Genomic DNA, 19,586 nt, shown 5'->3' with positions numbered 1-19,586 from the left:
AGGCTTAGGTAATCGTAGACTTTAGTCATTGCAGGCTATAGTAATCTCAGACTATGACACAAGCCATAAAAAAACCCGCCTTTCGGCGGGTTTTTGCTATCAGTGTAAAGCAGAGATTATTTCTTCTCTTCTTTAGACTTAGCGATAACTTCTTCAGCAACGTTAGCTGGACACGGTGCGTAGTGAGAGAACTCCATAGAGAACTGACCACGACCAGAAGTGATAGTACGTAGGTGACCGATGTAGCCGAACATTTCTGATAGAGGAATGTCTGCTTTAATACGAACACCAGTTGCACCAGCTTGTTGATCTTTGATCATACCACGACGACGGTTAAGGTCACCGATTACGTCACCAACGTTGTCCTCTGGAGAGAACACGTCAACGTGCATGATAGGCTCAAGAAGTTGAGCACCTGCTTTAGGCATAGATTGACGGAATGCGCCTTTCGCTGCGATTTCAAATGCGATTGCAGATGAGTCAACTGCGTGGAAACCACCGTCAAATAGTTCTACTTCAACGTCTAGTGTTGGGAAGCCAGCAAGAACACCGTTTTCCATCATAGATGCAAAACCTTTCTCAACTGCAGGCCAGAATTCCTTAGGAACGTTACCACCAACAACCGTTGAAGAGAACGTGAAGCCAGAGTTTGGCTCACCTGGTTTGATACGGTAATCGATCTTACCAAACTGACCAGAACCACCAGACTGCTTCTTGTGCGTGTAGCTATCTTCAACTGCTTGAGTGATAGTTTCGCGGTAAGCTACCTGTGGTTGACCTACTTCTAGTTCAACGCCGTATGTACGCTTAAGGATATCTACTTTGATATCTAGGTGAAGTTCACCCATACCTTTCAGGATAGTTTCGCCAGAATCTTCGTCTGTCTCAACTTGGAAAGATGGATCTTCTGCAACCATTTTACCGATAGCGATACCCATTTTCTCAGAACCGCCTTTGTCTTTTGGAGCAACAGCGATAGAGATTACTGGTTCTGGGAAGATCATAGCTTCTAGAGTACATTCATGCTTAGGATCACATAGAGTGTGACCAGTCTGAACGTTCTTCATACCTACGATAGCGATGATGTCACCAGCTTGCGCTTCAGTTAGTTCGTTACGCTCATCAGCTTGCATCTCACACATACGACCGATACGCTCAGTCTTACCTGTTGCAGAGTTAAGGATAGTATCACCCTTCTTCAAGCGACCAGAGTAAATACGAACGAACGTTAGTGCACCAAAACGGTCATCCATGATCTTGAATGCTAGTGCTTTTAGCGGCTCATCTGCAGATACAGTAGCAACTTCACCCGTTGCTTCACCTGTGTCTGGATCAGTTAGTGGCTGAGGATCAACCTCATCTGGAGCTGGTAGGTAATCTACAACAGCGTCAAGAACAAGTTGCATACCTTTGTTCTTAAATGCAGAACCACAGAACGTTGGGAAGAATGCTAGGTCACGAGTACCTTTACGGATACAACGCTTGATGTCTTCGATAGAAGGCTCTTCACCTTCCATGTACGCTTCCATTAGGTCATCGTCTTGCTCAACAGCAGTTTCGATTAGCTCTTCACGGTATTGTTCAACGTCATCCATCATATCCGCAGGGATATCTTGGATTTCGTAGTTTTCTGGAAGACCTGAGTCATCCCATACGTATGCTTTCTTGCTTAGTAGATCAACAACACCAACGAAGTCATCTTCACGACCAATTGGAAGAACCATAACAAGTGGGTTAGCAGCAAGTACTTTCTTAACTTGACCAACAACGTTGAAGAAGTCTGCACCCATACGGTCTAGTTTGTTAACGAAGATCAGACGAGCAACCTCTGATTCGTTAGCATAACGCCAGTTAGTTTCTGATTGAGGCTCAACACCACCAGAACCACAGAATACACCGATACCGCCATCAAGTACTTTAAGAGAACGATATACTTCAACTGTAAAGTCAACGTGTCCTGGAGTATCGATAACGTTTAGACGGTGACCACTCCACTCACAGGTTACAGCCGCTGATTGGATAGTAATACCGCGCTCAGCTTCCTGTTCCATGAAGTCAGTCGTAGATTCACCATCGTGAACTTCGCCAGTTTTGTGGATTTTACCAGTTAGCTTAAGGATACGTTCAGTGGTAGTTGTTTTACCCGCATCAACGTGCGCGAAAATACCAATGTTTCTGTATTTTGATAAATCAGTCATCGTTTTACTCTGTTAATAGGATATAAAATGCGCGCAGAGTATATCATAATCTGTCAATACGGATAGCTTTGCGTGCATCTACATTGAAAAAAAGTTATACCTTTAAGACTTTTCCTATCGTTCGGGCTGCTTTTAATGCCGTTAGCGACAGGGATAGCGTCAAAAGGACCCTATGAATAGCTCGCTGATCATTTTAGCTGCAATTGACCATTTTTCGATATCAATCGTGCAAATAAGTTGGAGCTAAACCAAATATTTAACGCTTGGCAAACATACCGCACGTTAAATTAAAATCTTTTACAGCTCATCAAAGGCTGAAATTGCCTCTGATAGCTTTTTCACCGCATGTATCTGCATACCTTCGATACCACCTTTCGGCATATTCGCTGCAGGCACAATGGCTTTTTTAAATCCGTGTTTTAGCGCTTCCATTAGGCGCTCTTGACCACTGGGAACCGGTCTTATTTCGCCTGCAAGCCCCACTTCCCCAAACACCACCACATCTTTCGGTAATGGACGATCTCTAAAGCTGGAGAGTAAAGCCATCACTAAGGCAAGATCGGCACTGGTTTCCGTAACCTTTACCCCGCCAACCACGTTAACAAACACATCTTGATCGGCCATTTGCAGACCGCCATGTTTGTGCAGCACCGCCAAAAGAAGTGATAAGCGGTTTTGCTCAAGCCCCACTGCGACGCGTCTTGGATTGGCTAATTGACTGTAGTCTACCAGCGCTTGAATCTCCACTAACAGAGGTCTCGTCCCCTCCCAAACCACCATCACCGAGCTTCCAGAAGTTTCTTCCTCACCTCGAGACAGAAATATCGCTGACGGATTGCTCACCTCTTTTAAGCCTTTCTCCGTCATGGCGAAAACGCCTAGCTCATTGATCGCACCAAAACGATTCTTATGACTACGCAGGGTTCTAAAACGACTATCTGTGCCGCCGTCGAGTAATACAGAACAATCGATAATATGCTCCAAGACTTTTGGGCCCGCTAAAGTGCCATCCTTGGTGACATGACCCACAATAAACACCGCGACATTGTTCTGTTTCGCATAGCGTGTCAGTGCGGTCGCCGATTCACGGACTTGGGCAACGCTACCGGGTGAAGACTGGACATCGGACACATGCATCACCTGAATCGAGTCAATCACCATCAGTTTCGGCTGCTCTTTCTCGGCAACTTGACAGATGCGGTCGACATTGGTTTCCGACAACATTTTTAGATTGTCTTTCGGCAGACCTAATCGCGAAGCGCGCATAGCGACCTGTTGTAGTGACTCTTCTCCGGTCACGTACAGTGTGGGCATTTGTGCCGATAGCCAACACATTGCTTGCAAAAGCAGCGTCGACTTACCCGCCCCAGGATTACCACCAATTAAGATAGCCGCACCGGGCACAATCCCTCCACCAAGAACTCGGTCAAGCTCCTTAAAGCCACTGGTAAAACGAGGCACTTCCTGCAGATCGATTTCTGACAATACCTGTACCTTGGTTTCACCTTCAGCACCCGCATAACCCGACAATCGTTCATTTCTGGCGACTTGTGGGGAAGCGGCCAACCTTATTTCGCTGATGGTGTTCCAACTTCCACAGGCATTGCACTGACCCTGCCATCTTGGGAAATCCGCACCACAATCATTACAAACATAGGCTCTTTTCGCTTTTGCCATACTCTATCTCTAATCTCTATCTATCTTGTCAGGTTATTGCCGCAACTATTATGCAGTTAAGCATTATGACCCCGTAAAGCTTTGTTACCCAGAGAAGCATGCTCATACCGTGAAACATTGTTACACAGTGAACCATTTTTAATCGTTTAAATCACACATCTTTTCTAATCACTAACAATTGCTCGTGTCTCTTGTTAAGATGGGTAGACGGTAAAAACGGTTATTTGTTAACTCTTTTGTTTTTTGATATCTCGGCCGATATAACGAAGGTGAGAACATCATGCCTTATAGATTCAACGCCGAAGAAGGACTACTTTAGCAAAACTCATGCAGCAATCTGAAATACTTTCACTAGTAGAACGACTCATCCCGACCTATTCGTCTGAAGATTTTGATTTGGTTTTCAATCAAATCATGGCCGCAGAGAGTTCCTCAGCAAAACTTCTGGTAAAAATGGAGCTTAACCGTTTAATGGCACCCTGCCAAAAGCGCGTTGATTTGCGTGGTCGAGTCACCACGACCTGTTTTGAGTATCAATTGAATGGTCTAACTCATTGGCTTGACGATCGTGCTTTCGATAATTATCACAAGCTGGTTAATAAATATGGCGACTACACCGAAGGGGTTTGGGAGTTTTTACTCAATAAGCAGCTTCTTAACCAAGTCGCTCATCATGAATCGTCAAAAGAGCTGACCGACCCCAAAAGTCCTTACGCCGCTGATCCTATCAACCTCGGCTACGACTTAAAACGCAAAGAGAATCGCCTCAAGCTTGAATCTCAAGTATCGCTCGAGTTTGATAATGGCGACATCATCGCTGGCGTCAGCGTCGATCTTTCCAATTCGGGTGCAAAAATTAAAGTACCGGGTACCTTTGATTATGACTTAGGACAAGTCGTCAAAGTTCGCTTTGAAGCACTCGCAAGCAAAAGTGATATCGCCGAGTTACTGCAGCCTATCGAATATCGCATTTTAGGTGTCGATGGTTTGCACGGAGTCTCGCCGGTGAAGTACCTGCGAACCTTACGACTGACTCAGACTAACGCTATCGAACGTCTCTTAGAGTCTCTACTTGACACCGATTCCAAAAAAGTACGCCACGATAATCAAGATCGCATTACCCGAGCTCGAACTCGAGGCTTCGAGCATACCTATCTAAAGCATGCTTGTAATCTTCCGTTATTCTTTTCCGGCAATGAACTCAAGGTCGCGCTACTGACCGAAAATAATTACGACCTTTGGAATTACTGGCATGACGAGCGCCATCAGCAAACACTCAGCGCTCTTTTCTCGCCTGAGCGTATGGAGATGCTGGTCAAAACCGGTATCAAGGGTTGCAGTAACGTACTTTATACCTTTACTCATGCTCATAAAGGGATGACGTTATTCTACTCGATGATGATGCCCGAAGCTGATAGAGAAGAGCGCCAATTGTTCTGGCATGTCGGCGCAAGAAGAGAAACCTGGAAGGCGTTTAGACTCTCGGTCTTCGAGTTATCCAATGCCGATAGCATTGATATTTCAACCAACTACAGCAAACTGGTTGATCACCCAGAAAAACTAACGCACTTCGGTATTTTGCAAGAAATTACGGATTTCACCTCCGCCAGTGATTACCTATTTACCGAAAAACCTCGCCTTCCAGCAACCAGTCTTAATCGGTTCCGTCATCCACGACAAATCGGGAGCCAGATACGTGGTTTATATTTTGATGCCCAATCTCGTCGCAAAGAACCAAGATATGAGTTTTCCTCGCCGCTAATGATCACCACCGGTGAACATTCACTAAAAGGTAAAACCCTTGATCTCTCTAAGCGCGGGCTCAGCATTGAGTTAGAGTCCCCGATCCCGGTTCACACCGACGCAGATGTCGTTATCGACTATCTTGAGTTAAAACGCTATAACCCTAAATTGCCGCTTAACCAAGTGCCTTATAAAGTCGTGCGCCTATCTGAGAATCGAAAAGTGGTGCACCTTGCGATGCTTGAGTCTGGACAGACAGTAAAGACCGTCGCCTTCTTCAATAGCATTATCGAAAGCAACTTAGATAAGCTATCGGTAAAACTTGAATTGTTACCAACCCCTGAACTGCTTGAGTCTTTCCACAACGTCCTGCTTGCTAAGATGGTCTCGACCCCTATTTATATTGATCGTCGAGGCACCAGCGTAAAATGTCGCACCGTTGGGGTAAACTATCCACTTCCTGGATACCTGCAATTTTTAGAAAAGTTAGGGCATGGAGAAAAATTTGCGCTAGAGCCGATATTCAAAGGGCGCAGTAACACACTCATTGCCGATCCAATCAGACGGCGCCCTGGAGCAAAAGCAAGCTATCAAGAGTTATACATTGGCGTATTGAAACTAGGGGAGCGAATTCAATCCGTTCATACTAAGCTTCGCGGCGACTTTGAAACCACACAGGGTAGAATCAAGTTTATTAAGAATGCCCTTAATATGGGCGAATTGTATATTTTGCGCATCTCCACCAGCCCCGTATTTGATGCCCTAACCATGCTAATGAAGAAAGACATCAATGAACTGCTATCCATTAGTATGAGCCATGCTCGAAACCTTGAAAACGAAATGAGCGCGATCTGCGGCTACTGCGAAGTGGTGGATATTACAGAAGAAGTCTTGGTGAGGCTGGAAATTAACCATTAAAAAAACAGGCGATGATTCGCCTGTTTTTGTCTAATCCTATCTATCGACAGATAACTTCAAATCACAAAATCCAGCCGTCATTTGGGAATGAAGCACCACTAAACTAATTGTTCGCCCAGCTTAAACGCTTCTGTCTTGCCAAAAGACCGGAAAGAATACACACCACGCCTCCTAAGTCTGCGTGATTGATCGCGGCTTGTGCCTGAGCCTCAACTCTGGGTTTCGCGTGATAAGCGATGCCAAGTCCGGCGACTTCCATCATGGCTAAGTCATTAGCACCATCACCCACAGCAATGGTATTGTGCATTTCTACATCGTATTTTTCAGCTAGAGAGCAGAGGATCTCCGCCTTGGTTTGCGCACTGACGACTTCGCCTTCCACCTCACCTACCAATTTGCCATCGGCAATAGATAGCACGTTAGATTGCGCATGGTCCAGATCGAGTAGCTGCTTAAGATGATCGGAAAAATAGGTAAAGCCACCCGAGGCAATCGCCGTCTTCCAGCCAAAGGATTGCAGCGTTTTTATCATCACCTGCAATTCCGGCATTAATGGAATGGTTTGTTTCACTTGAGCAAGAATCGATTCATCTGCCCCTTTTAATGTCGCGACACGTTGGCGTAAGCTCTGTTCAAAATCAAGCTCACCTTGCATCGCTCGCTCCGTCACTTCAGACACTTGCTCACCAACACCGGCCAGTTTCGCAATTTCATCAATGCACTCAATTTGAATCGCTGTTGAATCCATATCCAATACGATGATGCCCGGCTTAGTGACATCGGGCACATCGACCAAGGAAACGCAGTCAACTCGTAACTCTTTTAAGATCGTTTTATGCTCTGGCGTCAAAGTCCCTTTCATCAAGGCAACTTCGTAGTCACCGACTTGCCACACATCGAGAATACGGCTGGTTTCGCCAATATAAAAATCCATATCTTCAAACATTGAGGGCGAAAGATAACGCGCGTAAAGAATCCAAGAGGCTTTGTTCTTTTCTAATTGGTGGCTGAAGAGAGTTTCTGGAAAACGCTGTTTGAGGGAGATTCGCTTTCTCATTCTAAGTGGACTGGCAGCATCCATGTCTATACCTTCCTTTGTCATTTAATTATCTGCTTTATCGAGTCGTAGATTACGCCACGTTTGATTTCCGAGAATAATATCAACGTTATACTACCCGAGTATTCAACGTTAACCTATTGCAATTTCGTTGTCCAAGCATCAATATGACCCAATCGAGAGTTTACTTTAATACATACCTTTGTTATGCAGGAATCGCTGTTTTCATTTCGCAACTTCATACGCCTTGTTGCCGTTGCTATCATTGCGGTTATGGTGGTTTTTGTCACCACCAACAGCTTTATCATCAGTAAAGGCAACGAACAGATCCAAACTAACCAGCTTGAAGTATTAACTAAGATTCTTATTTCTCAAGCGGCGGCCTCTGCACGCCCGATGCTCATTGAACAAGATCAGGAACGCCTTGGTGCCTTGACCAATCAACTGGCACAAGAGCGCTTGGTTTATGACGCGACGGTTTATGATTCGGAAGGTGTAAAGATCGCGGCAAGTAACGCGGCTCAATCGGCTAGAGAAGTATTGGGATTAGATACGCCATTATCGACGGCAAAAATAGGTAAGCAGCAACTGATCGAGCCGATTATGAATGATAACGTCATTATTGGTTTTGTTCGTATTACCTTTGAAACCGGAAAAGTGACGGCAATTTCTGATCATCACTATCGCAAAAGCGATCACTCTATGTACTTAATGATACTGATGAGTTTTTTCGCTGGGGCATTGATGGTGATCATTATCCGCCGTCAGCCGAAAGACAAAAGTGAAAACTTACTCCTTAAGCAGCCATAATCATCTTATCCGTTCAAAATAAAAGGGGATGCTCAATCAGCATCCCCTTTTGCTATTCAGTGATTTATGTCCGCTCACTGACTGATGTCAGCGGTGTCGCTTACTTCTCGTCAGCGTCGCCAAGTAGAACGGAATCAAGCGCGATTTCCATCATTTCGTTGAACGTTGTCGCACGCTCATCTGATGTGGTTTGTTCGCCCGTTTTGATATGGTCAGACACAGTACAGATTGCCAGTGCTTTTGCACCGTATTCTGCTGCTACGCCGTAGATACCTGCCGCTTCCATTTCAACACCGACAATGCCGTACTTGTCCATAACGTCGAACATTGTTGGATCTGGCGTGTAGAACAGTTCAGCAGAGAATAGGTTGCCGACTTTAACATCAATACCGCGAGCTTTTGCCGCTTCTTCCGCGTGCTTAACCATTTTGTAGTCAGCAATCGCAGCAAAGTCATGATCTTTAAAGCGGATACGGTTTACTTTAGAGTCCGTACATGCACCCATACCAATCACTACGTCACGAACCTTGATGTCTTCGTTTACCGCACCACAGCTACCAACACGGATGATCTTCTTAACACCGAAGTCTTTGATAAGTTCAGTCACATAGATAGAGCAAGATGGAATACCCATACCGTGCCCCATCACAGAGATACGACGACCTTTGTAAGTGCCCGTGTAGCCATACATGTTACGAACGTCGCACACTTGAACTGCGTCATCTAAAAAAGTATCTGCAATGTATTTAGCACGAATCGGGTCGCCTGGCATCAGTACTACGTCTGCGAAATCGCCCATTTCTGCATTAATATGTGGAGTAGCCATTTTTCTTCCTTCTAAATTCAAATAAGGGAAAAGGGATTAGGGTTAACGCTCGTCAGCCTAATCCACTGTATTATTATAAGAAGCTCTTAGTTATAAAAAGCTCTTGATTATAAAAAGCTCTTGCCATAGTCCATATCAGACGTAGCAAAGTAACCCGCAAGACTTTGACCGATGTCGGCAAAGGTTTCTCTTAATCCTAATGATCCCGCAGGGACTTTGTGACCATAAACCAGCACGGGAATATGCTCGCGTGTATGATCAGTACCTGGCCATGTTGGGTCGCAGCCGTGGTCAGCCGTTAAGATTAAAATATCATCTTCCTGCATCAATGCTAAAACCTCATTGATGCGTGAATCAAAATACTCAAGCGCTGCAGCGTAACCGGCAACATCACGACGGTGTCCATAAGCGGAATCAAAGTCGACAAAGTTGCTAAATACAATCGTATTGTCGCCTGCGACTTTGATTTGCTCTAGCGTGGCATCGAACAACGCTTCTAAACCCGTTGCCTTGAATTTTTGCGTGATGCCACAGTTAGCGTAGATGTCCGCGATTTTACCAATGGAGACCACTTGACCCTGTTTCTCATCAACCAATTTAGACAAGACAGTGTCAGCCGGTGGTTCAACCGACAGATCTTTACGATTGCCAGTACGCTCAAATTGCCCTTTGCCCGGACCAATGAATGGACGGGCAATAACACGACCAATGTTGTAATCGGCGAGTTCTTCACGAGCGATTTGGCACAACTCAAGTAAACGGTCTAAACCAAACGTCTCTTCATGGCAGGCAATCTGGAATACCGAGTCAGCCGAGGTATAGAAAATCGGCAGTCCGGTTTTCATATGTTCCTCGCCTAAGTCATCCAGCACTTGTGTGCCTGAGGCATGACAATTGCCAAGGAAATCAGACAGACCCGCTCGCGCTAAAATACGATCGGTCAGTTCCTTAGGAAAACTATTTTGCTTATCAGTGAAGTAACCCCAATCAAAAAGCACAGGTACACCGGCAATTTCCCAGTGACCTGATGGCGTATCTTTACCTGAAGAGAGTTCGGCAGCATGACCATAAGCCGCAATGACTTCAGCACTGTCGCTGAGACCTTGCGCAAGCTTGCCGGTGGATTCTTTGTGTGCCATCGCCAAACCAAGCTTGGTTAGATTAGGCAGCGTTAATTCACCGCTGCGCTTGTCATTGTTCGCCAGACCCGCAGCACACTGCTCTGCAATGTGACCGAGGGTATCAGAACCGACATCACCAAACTTGTCTGCATCGGCAGTCGCACCGATACCAAACGAATCTAAAACTAAAATAAATGCACGTTTCATTCTATCTCCTCACCTCTAAGCCAGATCTTCAGCGCGAATATGTTTGTAAACACAAGGCGTTGCAGTGTAGCGACCTTCACCAACGGTAATCGCCGCGTTTAGCGCCTCGGCCGCTTGTTGCCATTGTGCTTCATCACGCGCATGAATCATCGCGAGAGGTTTATCTTGGCTCGCTTGCTCACCCAGTTGAATGAACTGGTCAAAGCCAACCGCATAATCAATTAAATCCGACGCAACACGACGACCACCGCCCATTGCAACCACCGCCATACCGATAGCTCGAGTATCCATAGAGAGAACCGTACCAGGTTGCTGAGCATAAACTGGCTTGACGATCTCTGCTTTTGGTAAGTAACGGTCATAGTGCTCGACAAAATCAGCTGGACCGCCTAAACCTTGCACCATTTGATTGAAGCAATGCGCCGCTTTGCCATTGTCCAAGACTTGATTCAACATGGCGGTTGCCTCGACAGCATCTTTCGCCAACTGACCCAAAATCAACATCTCGCTACACAAAGCCATCGTGACTTGGTACAAACGCTCGTTTCTATACTCTCCAGTCAAGAAGCGAACCGCCTCTCGCACCTCAACAGCATTGCCTGCTGATGACGCCAAGACTTGATTCATATCGGTCAAAATAGCCGTGGTATTTGTCCCTGCGCCATTTGCCACAGCCACAATAGATTCCGCCAATTCTTCAGACTGCTCGTAGGTTGGCATAAATGCACCAGAGCCGACCTTGACATCCATAACCAAAGACTCAAGACCCGCTGCCAGTTTCTTCGACAGAATAGACGCGGTAATCAAAGAGATATTATCAACGGTCGCCGTAATATCACGAGTGGCATAGACTCGTTTATCTGCTGGGGCAAGATCGCCTGTCTGACCGATAATCGCCACACCCGCTTGCTTAGTCACCTCACCAAACACTTCATTGCTTGGGGTAATGTTGTAACCAGGGATGGATTCTAGCTTGTCGAGTGTGCCCCCAGTGTGCCCTAAACCGCGACCAGAGATCATTGGAACAAAACCACCACATGCCGCCACCATTGGACCAAGCATAAGCGACGTCACATCGCCCACACCACCCGTTGAGTGTTTATCGACGATAGGTCCGGTAAAACCTTGCTGAGACCAATCAATGACCATTCCGGAATCGCGCATCGCACAGGTTAGGGCAATACGTTCATTCATGGTCATTTCATTGAAAAAAATCGTCATAGCAAAGGCAGCAATTTGCCCTTCTGACACGGTGTCCTTAGCGACACCTTGAATAAAGAACTGGATCTCTTCCGCCGACAGTTCGTGACCGTCACGTTTTTTACGGATAATTTCTTGAGGAAGGTACATAGAAGCCTCACTGATCAACAGATCACGGATCTGCGGAAAAATTATGGGAGAGGGCTAACACCCTTTTAGGGTGTTAGCATCAACAAACCTTAATAAGCAGAAGGGTCTGCTGTTTCGTTTGTCACTTCTAATGTATTCAGTAGGTTCGTTAGTAAGCTTGATGCACCAAAACGGTAGTGCATGTTGTCAGCCCAATCTGCACCTAAAATTTCGTCAGCCATAGCTAGGTATGCGGCCGCATCTTCTGCCGTGCGCACGCCACCTGCTGGCTTGAAGCCCACTTTCTCTGCCACACCCATATCACGGATAACTTCTAGCATCATACGTGCGTATTCTGGGGTTGCATTGACTGGAACTTTACCTGTGGATGTTTTAATGAAATCTGCGCCTGCTTTGATAGCGATTTCTGAGGCTTTCTTGATTAAAGATGGCTCTTTTAGCTCACCCGTTTCAATAATCACTTTCAGCAGAATATCACCGCAAGCCTCTTTACACTGCTTCACTAGCTCGAAGCCAACCTCTTCATTACCGGCGATTAGAGCGCGATATGGGAAAACCACATCGACTTCATCCGCACCGTACGCCACAGCCGCTTTGGTTTCTGCAACGGCGATATCGATATCGTCATTACCGTGTGGGAAGTTAGTCACTGTTGCAATGCGAACCTCAGGTGTCCCCTGTTCACGAAGCGTTTTTTTAGCGATTGGGATAAAACGAGGGTAGATACAAATCGCAGCGGTATTACCCACTGAAGATTTTGCGTCGTGGCACAATGCGATTACTTTTTCATTCGTATCGTCATCGTTAAGCGTAGTGAGATCCATTAATTTAAGTGCACGTAGAGCTGCTGATTTTAAATCGCTCATTTCTATCTCCGATCAATATTCAATTAATTCACTGGTTATTCCAGTAATAAATGAACGGACTTGGTTCCTTGAAGACTCGACACTGAGTGTCAATTGCTATCCTTGTCACCGCACAAACATCAAGCCTTGCCCTATCGCACTGTCCTTTTGCGATTCATTAAGCTGCTGCTAATCAGCGGCGAATGCCAAGGAACAAAACTGAGTGTACATAATCCATAATATTGACTGAGTGCCCACCACTCAGTCAATAGTTTGCTTAGCAGCAATTATAGTGCAGCTAGGCTCAAGCAGAAACCTGCGATGGTCGCAGCCATTAGGTTAGAAAGAGTACCTGCAATAACGGCTTTGATGCCCATACGTGCAATATCACCGCGACGTTTTGGCGCAAGGCTACCTAAACCACCAAGTAGGATGGCAATAGAAGATAGGTTAGCAAAGCCACAAAGTGCAAATGAGATAATTGCTTTGGTTTTTTCTTGCAGAACTACAGGTGCTTCTGGCGTTAGATATTCAGCAAAACTTGCATAAGCAACAAACTCGTTCGCGACGGTTTTTAGACCAATAAACTCACCCGCGATAGTGGCTTCAGACCATGGCACACCCAATAGGAATGCAAGAGGTGCGAAGATCCAGCCAAGGATAAGTTCAAGCCTAAGCTCCGGCATACCGAACCAACCGCCAAGACCACCTAACATACCGTTGAGCAATGCGATAAGACCAATGAACGCAATCAACATAGCACCGACATTCAGCGCCAGTTGCAAACCTGCAGATGCACCGCCTGCGGCTGCGTCGATAACGTTAGCTGGCTTGTCTGCACCCTCTGCATCAATATCGTCTAGCTGCTCAATCGGCTCATCGGTTTCAGGTTTAATGATTTTTGCAAACAGAAGACCACTCGGTGCCGCCATGAAAGAAGCCGCAACTAAGTACTCAATTGGCACGCCCATTGACGCATAACCAGCAAGAACACCACCCGCGATAGAGGCTAAACCACCACACATCACAGCGAATAACTCAGATTGAGTCATCTTAGGAACGAAAGGACGAACAACCAGAGGGGCTTCTGTTTGACCAACAAAGATATTTGCCGCTGCTGACATAGATTCAGCACGAGACGTTCCCAATGCTTTTTGAAGACCGCCACCCAGAATCTTGATCACCCATTGCATCACGCCAAGGTAGTAAAGCACTGAGATAAGGGCAGAGAAGAAGATAAGTGTTGGAAGTACACGGAAAGCGAAGATAAAACCGCCACCGCCAAAGACTTCAAACATTTTATCTGACACTAAACCGCCAAATAGGAATGATGTGCCATCGTTACCGTAGTTGATGACGCTTGAAACAGCATCAGAGAAGCTCTTTAATAATTCTTGTCCCCAAGGAACGTAAAGAACAAATGCACCCAGTGCGAATTGAATTGCAAACGCACCTGCAACTGTGCGAACGTTAATTGCTTTGCGGTTGTCTGATAGTAGTACTGCGATCAGGATCAGTACCACCATACCAACCAGGCTCATAAACAAGCTCATAGTTTATGACTTCCTTATAGTTAAAGTGTGGTGTAAAAAGGTGTAGAAGCTAAAGTCTGCGGCGATTATACAAACACTGAAAAAAAGAAATAGTGGTAAAATCACACTTCCTACGCACACGCATATCTCATACATTTAAAAATGAGACATAGATCACATAAAGGCATTCATACGCCTATTTGCATCACTAAATAAATAAAATTAATTAACAAAAAGAAAACAACCCACTAGTACTCCGCTCAACCGTAGACGTAACCGTTTGCTCCCCTTCACTTCGCAACTCAATCAAGTGATTTAGCACCAACTTTGTCCTCTTAGGTTGGTTCACTTGCCCCTGATAACCACTTAGTGGCATATCTGGCGAGTCAGTTTCGATGACGATGGAATCTAAAGGGACTTTGGCTATGGTTGCTCTGGTTTTTTTTGCTCTCTGGTAACTAATTACACCGCCAACGCCTATGTGCATACCTAAATTAATATAGTCCAAAGCTTGCTGGTAGCTACCACTAAAACCATGAATTATTCCGCCATAGAGAGGTCGATGCTGTTTTAGTATCTTGATCAAATCTTGATGGGCCTTGCGGCAATGAAGTAATACGGGTTTACCATAGTCGTTAGCAAGATGAATCTGATCGATCAATAGCTTCTTTTGTTGCACTTCGTCATCTCTGTTGTGATAGAAATCTAAACCACACTCACCAACAGCCACCCATTTTTTATTATTTCGTTGTTGGTGCAACTCACTTTGCAATGCGTTGATTGATATTGAGCCCGACTCAATAAAGCAGGGATGGATCCCTAAAGCGAAATAGACTTGTTCATATTGACCAGCAAGTTCGGATACCTTGTGCCAATTGCGACTATTCACCGCAGGGACAATGATCTTGCTCACCCCACTCGCATTGGCATCCTCTAACGCCGTATCTAAAGACAGGTGTTCCGCAAGCAAATCTAGGTGGCAATGGGTATCGATCATAGGAAGTACTCTGTATTTACAAAATCATCTCTAAAAAAGCGTTTTTTCTATAGCGGAGGTTCAAAGAGGGTTTTCTAAAAACTGGCTTCCGAAAACTCGACATTTTAATCAGTATAATCCGCTTAGTTTAGGCGCTACTTGTACTAACTTATAGCCCTCTTTGGCTAAAACACCACGCAAAGTACTAAAACACCCCACTCAATGTAATCGATTTCATTAAAGAGCAGTTTACATCAGCGTCATTGACGGTCACAAAATAACCTTTTCATTTAGGCAAAAGGTGATCATTATCACATTAGTATGTAATAAATTGTTATTTATCACTAAGCAAACGATAAAATGCGCACTAAGGCTTGAAAACGTCAAAATGGCTCCAGTACTTACTGGAGTAATTGGTTACGTTGACATTCGGTTAATTTTAACCACGCCGACCAGATTAAAAAAGCACATCAAACATTTAGGCCTCAGGCTTTAACAAGGAAAATGATCGTGAAAAAAACACTTATAAAAATGTCTGCTCTCGCAGTGGCAGTTTCTTCTTTCAGTGCATTTGCAGCAAAACCCGCTGTTGTTTATGACACTGCCGGTAAATTCGACAAGTCATTTAACGAAGCAGTTTTCCAAAACGGCGTTAAAGTTTACAAAGCTGACAAGGGTGTGGCTGTTCGTGAGTTTGAACCTCAAAACGAAGCTCAACGTGAACAAGGTCTGCGTCGTCTAGCTCAACGTGGCTTTACGCCTATCGTTGCTGTTGGTTTCAACATGGCATCTGCTGTAGAAAAAGTAGCGACTGAATTCCCAGACATTCAATTCACTATCATTGATATGGTTGTTGATAAGCCAAACGTTCAATCTATCGTGTTTAAAGAGCACGAAGGTTCTTTCCTTGTTGGTGCATTGGCTGCAAAAGCCTCTAAAACTGACAAAGTGGGCTTCGTTGGTGGTATGGACATCCCTCTTATCCGTAAGTTTGAGTGTGGCTACCGTCAAGGCGCACAATACGCAAACCCTAACATCCAAACTTTCCAAAACATGACCGGTTCTACTCCTGCTGCGTTTGCTGACCCAGCAAAAGGTTCAGAACTTGCTAAGTCTCAGTTCTCTCAAGGTGTTGACGTAATCTACGCAGCAGCGGGCGGTACTGGCATGGGCGTTTACCAAGCTGCAAAAGATGCGGGTAAATTCGCTATCGGTGTTGACTCAAACCAAAACCACCTACAACCAGGCACAATGCTAACGTCTATGGTTAAGAAAGTGGGTGTTGCTGCTTACAACTCTTGGGAAGAAGCAGAAAAAGGCACTTGGACTGCAGGTATCAAAGTTCTTGGTCTTAAAGAAGGTGCGGTTGAGTGGGCATACGATGACAACAACAAAGATCTGATCACGCCAGAAATGAAAACTTACCTAGATCAGCTACAAGCTGACATCATCGCAGGTAAGATCAACGTTCATGACTACATGTCTGACAACACTTGTAACTTCTAAACCTCTCTGGGTTTAGATTAAAATATCTATTTATCAACAAGATAGATAACTGTAATAACGCCGCTGCCTAAAAACAGCGGCGTCTAACTGTAAGGCTGTATCTAGTGACAACAGGTTCCTCATTTGCCATAGAACTGGAAAACATTGATAAGCGTTTTGGTGCGGTACACGCAAACCGAGCAATCAATCTACAAGTTCCAGCAGGCACTATTCACGGCATCATTGGTGAAAATGGTGCTGGTAAGTCGACTTTAATGAGTATTATATACGGCTTCTACCACGCAGACTCTGGCTCCATGAAAGTCAACGGTCAAACCTATAAACCTGCCAACTCTCAAGAAGCGATTGCCTCTGGCATTGGTATGGTGCACCAGCACTTTATGTTAGTAGACACATTCACTGTGCTTGAAAACATCGTTCTTGGTGCTGAAGATGGTTGGAAGTTAAGTGAAAGCTTAGGAAAAGCGCGCAAGAAGCTGAAAGCACTTGCTGACGACTATGGATTGGAAATACCTCTTGATACGGTTGTTGGGCAACTTCCTGTTGGACTTCAACAACGTGTAGAAATCTTAAAAGCCCTATATCGTGGCGCTAAGATCCTTATTCTAGACGAACCTACTGGTGTACTCACTCCTCAGGAAGCGGATCACCTATTCCGAATTTTAGACAAACTGCGTGCCCAAGGTACGACAGTGATGATCATTACCCATAAGCTAAGAGAAGTATTAGCGATCACCGACAATGTCTCTGTGATGCGCCAAGGCGCAATGGTTTCTCATGTCGTTACGGCAGAAACCGATAAAGAGCAACTCGCTGAGCTTATGGTGGGTCGCAAAGTCCGCCTTAAAGTGGATAAACAAGAAGCGGCACCGAAGAAAGAACTAATTAAGGTGACTGACCTTCAGTACTTTGATGACGCTGGCGTTGAGCGCGTTAAAAGTGTGAGCTTTGGCGTAAAACAGGGTGAAGTAGTCGGTATTGCTGGTGTATCGGGTAACGGTCAATCAGAGATCTTAAATCTGCTGGCGGGTATTACCAAACCTCACTCAGGTCAAATTGAGCTTAACGGTCAAACCATTTCTGCAACTCAAGCTTTGGATCCTCAGCAGGTCCGCGCAGCGGGTGTGGGTCATATTCCAGAAGATAGACATAAGCAGGGACTGATCAATAAGTTTGAAGCACAAGAAGCTTATATCCTTGGCTTTCATCATCTTCCGCAATACAACAAGGGTTTATTGCAAAATAAAGCAGCGATCAAACAAGCCTGTCAACAGAGCATGGATAAATGGGACGTGCGCCCTAACGATACCACGCTCAAAACCGCTAACTTCTCCGGTGGTAACCAGCAGAAGTTGGTCATCGCTCGTGAAATGGAACAAGACCCCGATGTTATTCTGATCGGTCAACCGACCCGTGGCGTGGATATCGGTGCTATCGAGTACATTCACAAGCAAATCATTGCGGCGCGTGACGCCGACAAAGCGGTGCTGTTGGTCTCTGTAGAACTGGATGAAATTCTCAGCCTTGCCGACCGCATTCTTGTGGTGTTTGACGGTGCCATTGTCGGCGAAGTGTCTATCGCCGATGCTGATGAAAAGACCTTAGGCTTGATGATGGCAAACATTATGCCAGAGCATCTTCAGAAAACCGCTTCTAGTGAAGCGAATACCGTATCTCAAGGAGATCACTCATGAGCCAAGCTAAAGTACCAGCTTGGGTAAATATGGCACTGCTTCCAGCAATCAACGTACTCGTTGCTTTTCTAGTGTCTGCCCTATTGTTTATCTATATCGATATCAATCCTATTGATGCCGCGAAAACCATGTGGATGGGTGCTTTCGGTTATGCTGAGGGTGCAGGTTATACCCTGTACTACACGACAGGCTTTATTTTCACAGGCTTAGCCGTTGCCGTCGCGTTTCATGCTGGTCTATTTAATATCGGTGGTGAAGGTCAGGCGTATATTGGTGGTCTTGGTATTGGTATCGTCTGCTTAACACTGGGTGAATATGCCCCTTGGTATATCACGTTCCCTGTGGCTTTGGTTGTCGGAGGTTTGTTCGGTGCGGCATGGGCGTTTGTTCCAGCCTATCTGCAGGCTAAACGCGGTTCGCACATTGTTATTACCACGATCATGTTCAACTTTATCGCCTCATCTTTGATGGCCTATCTATTGGTTGAAATCCTAAAACCAGAAAATACCATGGCGACAGAGAGTCGAGTGTTTGCTGTCTCCAGTTGGCTACCAAAAATGCATGAAATCATGTCGGTATTTGGTATTCAAATGGAAGCGAGCCCGCTAAACCTCAGCTTTATCTTTGCGCTTCTATGCTGTGTATTTGTTTGGTTATTTATCTGGCACACACGTTGGGGCTATGAAATCCGTTCGGTTGGCGCGAATCCTTCAGCGGCAAGCTATGCTGGTATCAAATATATCAAGATCATCGTTCTCACCATGCTGATTTCAGGTATGTTGGCGGGCTTCTTTGGTCTTAACGTTCTACAAGGCGAACTACACCAGATCAAGCTGAACTTCGTTGAAGGCTTTGGCTTTACCGGGATTGCCGTGGCACTGATGGGACGTAACCACCCAATCGGTGTATTGCTCGCCAGTTTGCTGTTCGGCTTCCTATATCAAGGCGGTGCAGAGCTTAGCTTCGAATATGGCGTAGACCGCAATATCGTCGTGGTACTACAAGGTCTGGTGATCCTATTCTCTGGTGCGCTTGAACATATGTTTAGACCTCAGCTTGAAAAAGCTTACCTAAAAATTGCCAGCCTTGGCTCAAACACACCGTCTAAGAAGGGAGTAGCATAATC

14 protein-coding genes are annotated in these 19,586 nt (G+C 45.4%); 5 read left to right on the top strand and 9 right to left on the bottom strand.

All coding sequences use genetic code 11. From position 1 onward, the window contains the following. Nucleotides 1-116: 116 nt before the first annotated feature. Nucleotides 117-2,198 carry an elongation factor G gene (gene fusA / locus L9Q39_RS03435; protein WP_237483727.1) on the bottom strand — a complete coding sequence of 694 codons (2,082 nt, stop codon included), beginning with the start codon at nucleotides 2,196-2,198 and terminating at the stop codon, nucleotides 117-119. A gap of 297 nt (nucleotides 2,199-2,495) precedes the next feature. Beyond that, nucleotides 2,496-3,875 (bottom strand): DNA repair protein RadA, encoded by a 1,380-nt coding sequence (gene radA, locus L9Q39_RS03430; protein WP_237483726.1) that lies wholly within the window; start codon nucleotides 3,873-3,875, stop codon nucleotides 2,496-2,498. Nucleotides 3,876-4,202: 327 nt separating this feature from the next. Between radA and L9Q39_RS03425 the strand changes: the two genes are divergently transcribed. Continuing rightward, the gene (locus L9Q39_RS03425; RefSeq protein ID WP_237483725.1) at nucleotides 4,203-6,536 is read left to right on the top strand and encodes a PilZ domain-containing protein; all 2,334 of its coding nucleotides are present in this window, start codon (nucleotides 4,203-4,205) and stop codon (nucleotides 6,534-6,536) included. Between the two features lie 103 nt (nucleotides 6,537-6,639). Here the strand turns inward: L9Q39_RS03425 and serB are convergent, their stop codons facing one another. Then, nucleotides 6,640-7,617 (bottom strand): phosphoserine phosphatase, encoded by a 978-nt coding sequence (gene serB, locus L9Q39_RS03420; protein ID WP_237485492.1) that lies wholly within the window; start codon nucleotides 7,615-7,617, stop codon nucleotides 6,640-6,642. A 183-nt stretch (nucleotides 7,618-7,800) separates the two neighbouring features. On the opposite strand from serB, the gene L9Q39_RS03415 reads away from it, so the two are divergent. Then, entirely contained in the window at nucleotides 7,801-8,403 is a 603-nt protein-coding gene (locus tag L9Q39_RS03415) for a YtjB family periplasmic protein (RefSeq protein ID WP_237483724.1), read from the top strand. A gap of 100 nt (nucleotides 8,404-8,503) precedes the next feature. On the opposite strand, the gene deoD is transcribed toward L9Q39_RS03415, so the two are convergent. The 6 genes from deoD to L9Q39_RS03385 form a co-directional block, all read right to left on the bottom strand. Then, nucleotides 8,504-9,229, bottom strand: coding sequence for a purine-nucleoside phosphorylase (gene deoD, locus L9Q39_RS03410; protein ID WP_237483723.1), 726 nt, complete (start codon nucleotides 9,227-9,229; stop codon nucleotides 8,504-8,506). Nucleotides 9,230-9,336: 107 nt separating this feature from the next. Further along, nucleotides 9,337-10,557 carry a phosphopentomutase gene (gene deoB / locus L9Q39_RS03405; RefSeq protein ID WP_237483722.1) on the bottom strand — a complete coding sequence of 407 codons (1,221 nt, stop codon included), beginning with the start codon at nucleotides 10,555-10,557 and terminating at the stop codon, nucleotides 9,337-9,339. 15 nt (nucleotides 10,558-10,572) lie between these two features. Further along, on the bottom strand, nucleotides 10,573-11,907 hold the full coding sequence (deoA, locus tag L9Q39_RS03400; RefSeq protein ID WP_237483721.1) for a thymidine phosphorylase: 1,335 nt from the start codon (nucleotides 11,905-11,907) through the stop codon (nucleotides 10,573-10,575). An 89-nt stretch (nucleotides 11,908-11,996) separates the two neighbouring features. After that, nucleotides 11,997-12,773 (bottom strand): deoxyribose-phosphate aldolase, encoded by a 777-nt coding sequence (deoC, locus tag L9Q39_RS03395; RefSeq protein ID WP_237483720.1) that lies wholly within the window; start codon nucleotides 12,771-12,773, stop codon nucleotides 11,997-11,999. Nucleotides 12,774-13,039: 266 nt separating this feature from the next. Continuing rightward, a complete protein-coding gene (locus L9Q39_RS03390) occupies nucleotides 13,040-14,305 on the bottom strand; it encodes a NupC/NupG family nucleoside CNT transporter (protein ID WP_237483719.1) in 1,266 nt (421 codons plus the stop codon). Between the two features lie 205 nt (nucleotides 14,306-14,510). After that, a complete protein-coding gene (locus tag L9Q39_RS03385) occupies nucleotides 14,511-15,281 on the bottom strand; it encodes a TatD family hydrolase (RefSeq protein ID WP_237483718.1) in 771 nt (256 codons plus the stop codon). A gap of 483 nt (nucleotides 15,282-15,764) precedes the next feature. Between L9Q39_RS03385 and L9Q39_RS03380 the strand changes: the two genes are divergently transcribed. The 3 genes from L9Q39_RS03380 to L9Q39_RS03370 all read left to right on the top strand — a co-directional run bounded on the left by L9Q39_RS03380 (nucleotide 15,765) and on the right by L9Q39_RS03370 (nucleotide 19,584). Continuing rightward, entirely contained in the window at nucleotides 15,765-16,766 is a 1,002-nt protein-coding gene (locus L9Q39_RS03380) for a BMP family lipoprotein (RefSeq protein ID WP_435532802.1), read from the top strand. Between the two features lie 104 nt (nucleotides 16,767-16,870). Continuing rightward, the gene (locus L9Q39_RS03375) at nucleotides 16,871-18,460 is read left to right on the top strand and encodes an ABC transporter ATP-binding protein (RefSeq protein ID WP_237483716.1); all 1,590 of its coding nucleotides are present in this window, start codon (nucleotides 16,871-16,873) and stop codon (nucleotides 18,458-18,460) included. Further along, nucleotides 18,457-19,584 carry an ABC transporter permease gene (locus L9Q39_RS03370; RefSeq protein ID WP_237483715.1) on the top strand — a complete coding sequence of 376 codons (1,128 nt, stop codon included), beginning with the start codon at nucleotides 18,457-18,459 and terminating at the stop codon, nucleotides 19,582-19,584. Before L9Q39_RS03375 ends, L9Q39_RS03370 begins: the two co-directional genes overlap by 4 nt. Nucleotides 19,585-19,586 lie beyond the last annotated feature (2 nt).

Origin of the sequence: Vibrio hippocampi (assembly GCF_921292975.1) — a bacterium.
Classification (GTDB): domain Bacteria; phylum Pseudomonadota; class Gammaproteobacteria; order Enterobacterales; family Vibrionaceae; genus Vibrio; species Vibrio hippocampi.
This window is presented reverse-complemented; position numbering and strand designations above follow the sequence as displayed.

Bases quoted from the DNA above. Each gene is read 5' to 3' on its own strand.
- L9Q39_RS03415 (WP_237483724.1), top strand. From the start codon at position 7,801: ATGCAGGAATCGCTGTTTTCATTTCGCAACTTCATACGCCTTGTTGCC.
- fusA (WP_237483727.1), bottom strand. From the start codon at position 2,198: ATGACTGATTTATCAAAATACAGAAACATTGGTATTTTCGCGCACGTT.
- L9Q39_RS03380 (WP_435532802.1), top strand. From the start codon at position 15,765: ATGATCGTGAAAAAAACACTTATAAAAATGTCTGCTCTCGCAGTGGCA.
- L9Q39_RS03425 (WP_237483725.1), top strand. From the start codon at position 4,203: ATGCAGCAATCTGAAATACTTTCACTAGTAGAACGACTCATCCCGACC.
- radA (WP_237483726.1), bottom strand. From the start codon at position 3,875: ATGGCAAAAGCGAAAAGAGCCTATGTTTGTAATGATTGTGGTGCGGAT.
- L9Q39_RS03390 (WP_237483719.1), bottom strand. From the start codon at position 14,305: ATGAGCTTGTTTATGAGCCTGGTTGGTATGGTGGTACTGATCCTGATC.
- L9Q39_RS03385 (WP_237483718.1), bottom strand. From the start codon at position 15,281: ATGATCGATACCCATTGCCACCTAGATTTGCTTGCGGAACACCTGTCT.
- serB (WP_237485492.1), bottom strand. From the start codon at position 7,617: ATGGATGCTGCCAGTCCACTTAGAATGAGAAAGCGAATCTCCCTCAAA.
- deoC (WP_237483720.1), bottom strand. From the start codon at position 12,773: ATGAGCGATTTAAAATCAGCAGCTCTACGTGCACTTAAATTAATGGAT.
- L9Q39_RS03370 (WP_237483715.1), top strand. From the start codon at position 18,457: ATGAGCCAAGCTAAAGTACCAGCTTGGGTAAATATGGCACTGCTTCCA.
- deoD (WP_237483723.1), bottom strand. From the start codon at position 9,229: ATGGCTACTCCACATATTAATGCAGAAATGGGCGATTTCGCAGACGTA.
- deoA (WP_237483721.1), bottom strand. From the start codon at position 11,907: ATGTACCTTCCTCAAGAAATTATCCGTAAAAAACGTGACGGTCACGAA.
- deoB (WP_237483722.1), bottom strand. From the start codon at position 10,557: ATGAAACGTGCATTTATTTTAGTTTTAGATTCGTTTGGTATCGGTGCG.